Below are 3,987 nucleotides of genomic sequence, written 5' to 3' on the forward strand. Positions count from 1 at the left end.
ATTTCCAGCTTGTAGGCCGCCGCGTAGCGTTGCAGGAAGAAGGCTTCGGGCTTGTCGGCGCGGATACCGTTGGCATCCCACTGCACCACTTCGGTGGGGGTGTGGTTGCCGCATTGCAGCAGACCGGTGGAGCCCAGCACTTCAAAGCGCTGGTCGTAGCCATAGGCGGCGCGGCGGCTGGTGTTGATCTGGCACAGACGGCCCTTGCGGGTGCGGATGGTCACGGCGGTGCTGTCCATGTCGCCGGTGGCGGCGATGGCCGGATCGGTGAGCACCGAGCCGGTGGCGCTGAGCCAGGCGGCTTCGTCGCCGTCGGCGCACAAGATCCAGCGGAATACGTCCAGGTCGTGGATCAGCATGTCGCGGAAGATGCCGCCAGAGGCCTTGATGTAGTCCACCGGGGGTGCGCCCGGGTCGCGGCTGGTGATGACCAGCATTTCGGCATTGCCGATCTCACCGGCGGCCAGGCGGCGGCTGGCATCGTTGAAGGTGGGGTCGAAACGGCGCTGGAAGCCGATCATGCAGGCCACACCGGCGGCCTTGACGGCATCTGCACAGGCTTGGGCGCGCGGCACCGACAGATCGACGGGCTTTTCGCAAAATATGTGCTTGCCGGCCGCCGCCGCGCGGGTGATCAGGTCGCTGTGGGTGGCGGTGGACGAGCAGATGGCCACGGCATCAATGCTCTTGTCGGCCAGCACGGCTTCGATGGTGGACACCTGGGCACCGAGTTGCTGCGCCAGATCGGCAGCAGCAACGGGCATGGGATCGCACACGGCTTGCAGATGCACACCGGGCAGCGCAGCGATATTGGAGGCATGGATGCGGCCAATGCGACCGGCACCAAAAACAGCAACGTTTTTCATAAATAGTCCAGATAAAAGAGCGACAAATCGCCAAGATAACCCGCAAACCGGGTCACGACAGGCGGCACTATACGGGGACTTTTCACCTCAATAAATACTTTTCTAAAATATTTATAAATAGAATTATATTTCAATAAAAATCATGAAAAATGACCAAAAATGGTCAAAAAAAGAGATGCCAAGTTAGCGTAATTTCTCTAGAGTGGCGGCTTGTTTACCGGCCCTAACCCACTCCTACTGAGACATTTCCATGCCCATGCCCACGACCATTCCTTTCTCAATCAACCGCATTAGCGCACCACGGATCCCCTTCGCCGCCTTTACCGCAATGGCCAAGCGTCTGGGCGTAGCTGCCATCGAAATCCGCAATGACTTACCCGACGCAGAAATGGTCAACGGCGCCAAAGCCGGCGACATCGGTGCTGCCGCAGCATCCCAGGGCCTGACCATCCGCTCCATCAACGCGCTGCAACGCTTTGAGCAGTTCGATGCCCAGCGCCAGCAAGAAGCCCAGGACATGATTTCCTACGCCGTAGCCTGCGATGCCGAAGCCCTGGTGCTATGCCCCACCAATGACTTGCGCGACAAGCGCAGCGCCGACCAGCGCCACCGGGACTTAGTGCACGCGCTAACCAAGCTCAAGCCACTGCTGGAAAAAGCCAAGCTGGTCGGCCTGGTCGAACCTCTGGGTTTTGAGGAATGTGCGGTACGCCGCAAGTCGCAGGCCGTGCGTGCCATCGATGAAATCGGCGGCGGCGGCACCTTCAAACTGGTACACGACACCTTCCACCACCACCTGGCGGGCGAAGGCCTGTTCTTCCCCGAGCACACAGGCCTGGTGCACATCTCGGGCGTAGAAGACACCGCCCTCAGCCCCGCCCAGATGCGCGACAGCCACCGCGTGCTGGTCGGTCAGGCCGACCGTCTGGGCAATGCCACCCAGCTCGGCACCTTGCTGGATGCGGGCTACACAGGCTTTGTGTCGTTCGAGCCCTTTGCCGAAGAAATCGCCGCTGCCACCGACATTGAGCAGCAACTGGCCTCCAGCATGGCCTACCTGACCCTGGCCGTGGCAGCAGCGCGCGAAAAAAGCGCCCAGCCCGCCTGATCTACAGTGCGGGCATGTCCGATATGCCCGCACCCCGCAAAAAATCCAGCGCCCGCTTCATCGACATTGCGGTGCTGGCCCAGGTCAGCCCGGCCACCGTCAACCGGGTGCTGAACGACCGGGGCAGTGTCTCCACCACCACGCGCGAAAAGGTCATACGGGCAGCACAGCAACTCGCCGTGCCGCGCCTGATGCCCGAGGTTCACCGCGGGCTAACCCGGTTGGATGTGGTGTTCGCACGCAGCCAGACCCCGTTTTTCCAGCGCATGGAGTTGGCCTTGCAGCGACTCATGCAGCTGCTGGACCGGCGCATCGTGGTGCACCGCCACAGCTTTGCACCCAGTGAGGACGACAGCACCGCACAGTTCATCCGCCAGCCCCCACACCCCCGCCACGGCCTGCTGCTGGCCGTGCACGACACCCCGGTGCTGCGCGCTGCCGTGCAACAGGTCAGCCAGCAAGGTGTGCCGGTGGTCACCCTGATGAGCGACATCAGCGATGTCACCAGACTGCACTACGCGGGCATCGACAACCTGCACGCAGGCCGCACCGCTGGGCACTTTATGGGGCGACTGGCCACCCAAGGAAAAAGCGTCGGCGGGCGGCTGCTGGTGCTGACCAACGACCTGCACTTCCGCGCCCACCGCGACCGCACTGCCGGGTTCTTGGACGTAGTGCAAGAAAAATTTGCCCAGTTCCAGTGCGCCCCCGCCATTCCTTGTTTTGACGACCCCGACCAGATTTTCCAAGCCGTGGATAGCGCATGCCAGCAAGGCCCAGTGGCTGGTATTTACCACACCGGTGCCGGTTCAGCCGGTATCCACCAGGCCCTACAGCGCCATGGCTGTGCGGACAAAGTGGTGTGGATCGGACACGAACTGTCTGACGAGCACCGCCGCTGGCTCAAGCAAGGTGCGATGGACTTGGTGATCGACCAGGACCCGGACGGCCAGGTCCTGTCGGGCATGCAGCACCTGCTGTTCCAGACCAAATGGCTGGCGCAAAAACCCCTGGCCGGGCCTAACGAGTTCCGCTTGTTCTGCACCGAAAACCTGCCCAGCCAGCCGTATTTGCCAGCGGGTGAGTTGCTACACAATAAATAGCTACCTGCGCAGGTGGAACCTGCGCCAGAGGCCTTTTTTCCTTATGAAACCGTACCCTGCGGCGTGGTCGTCTGGTAGGGCAACTCCAGCATGTAGGCCAGCGCGATGAACAGGCTTTGCGCCAGGCCCATGGTGCTGTTGAGCGAACGAAAACCGAAGGTGGAGTTGTCTTGCACCACCAGCGCCACCTGGGCCAGCTTGGCCAGCGGGCTCATGCGGCTGTCGGTGATGGCGATCAGGCGGGCACCGCGCTCCACGGCCATTTTGGCCACGGCGATGGTTTCATCCGCATAGGGCAGGAACGAGATGGCCAGCATCACGTCGCCCTTGCGCACCGAGCGCATTTGCCCCAGGTGCATGCTGCCCATGGCCGACACCAGGCCGACGCGCTTGTCGGTGTGTTGCAAGGCGTAGTCCAGGTACACAGCGATGGGAAACGAGCGGCGCGAGGCGGCGATCCAGATGCAATCGCTCTCGGCCAGCAGGTCCACGGCTTTTTTGAAGGTGGGGCCGTGCAGGTTGTTTTGCAGCTCTTGCATGCCGGCGATGCTGCCCGACAAAAATTCGTTGGCAATCTCTATGCTGGACAAGCTGCCCGCGCCGGATTCGATCACGTCGCGGATGCGGGTTTTGTAGTTGCGGGCCGGAGCCAACTGGCGCGACAGGCCTTCGCGAAAGATGGCCTGCATTTCTGAAAACCCCGAAAACCCAAAGTGCTTGGCAAAGCGCACCACTGCCGAGGGCTGCACGCTGCACTGCGAGGCCACCTGCTGGATGCCGTCCAGCCCGATGTGGTGGCGGTTGAGTTCTACGTGGCGGGCTATCACCTTGAGCTGCTTGCTCAGGGCATCGTACTCACCGGTGATGCGCTTGATGAGCTGGTCCACGCTGGGGGCGTTGGGGACCTTGG

4 protein-coding genes are annotated in these 3,987 nt (G+C 61.9%); 2 read left to right on the forward strand and 2 right to left on the reverse strand.

The genetic code is table 11. The features are described from left to right. A partial coding sequence (iolG, locus tag ABI213_RS07940) for an inositol 2-dehydrogenase (RefSeq protein WP_348026637.1) occupies nt 1-866 on the reverse strand: 866 nt, incomplete at its 3' end. Between the two features lie 256 nt (nt 867-1,122). On the opposite strand from iolG, the gene ABI213_RS07945 reads away from it, so the two are divergent. Both ABI213_RS07945 and ABI213_RS07950 read left to right on the forward strand, forming a co-directional pair. Then, nucleotides 1,123-1,974, forward strand: coding sequence for a TIM barrel protein (locus ABI213_RS07945; protein ID WP_348005059.1), 852 nt, complete (start codon nt 1,123-1,125; stop codon nt 1,972-1,974). 14 nt (nt 1,975-1,988) lie between these two features. Then, the gene (locus ABI213_RS07950; protein WP_348005057.1) at nt 1,989-3,077 is read left to right on the forward strand and encodes a LacI family DNA-binding transcriptional regulator; all 1,089 of its coding nucleotides are present in this window, start codon (nt 1,989-1,991) and stop codon (nt 3,075-3,077) included. Nucleotides 3,078-3,118: 41 nt separating this feature from the next. Here the strand turns inward: ABI213_RS07950 and ABI213_RS07955 are convergent, their stop codons facing one another. After that, entirely contained in the window at nt 3,119-3,964 is an 846-nt protein-coding gene (locus tag ABI213_RS07955; protein WP_348026639.1) for a MurR/RpiR family transcriptional regulator, read from the reverse strand. Nucleotides 3,965-3,987: the final 23 nt, after the last annotated feature.

This window comes from Rhodoferax sp. (assembly GCF_039922535.1).
Taxonomy (GTDB): domain Bacteria; phylum Pseudomonadota; class Gammaproteobacteria; order Burkholderiales; family Burkholderiaceae_C; genus Rhodoferax_B.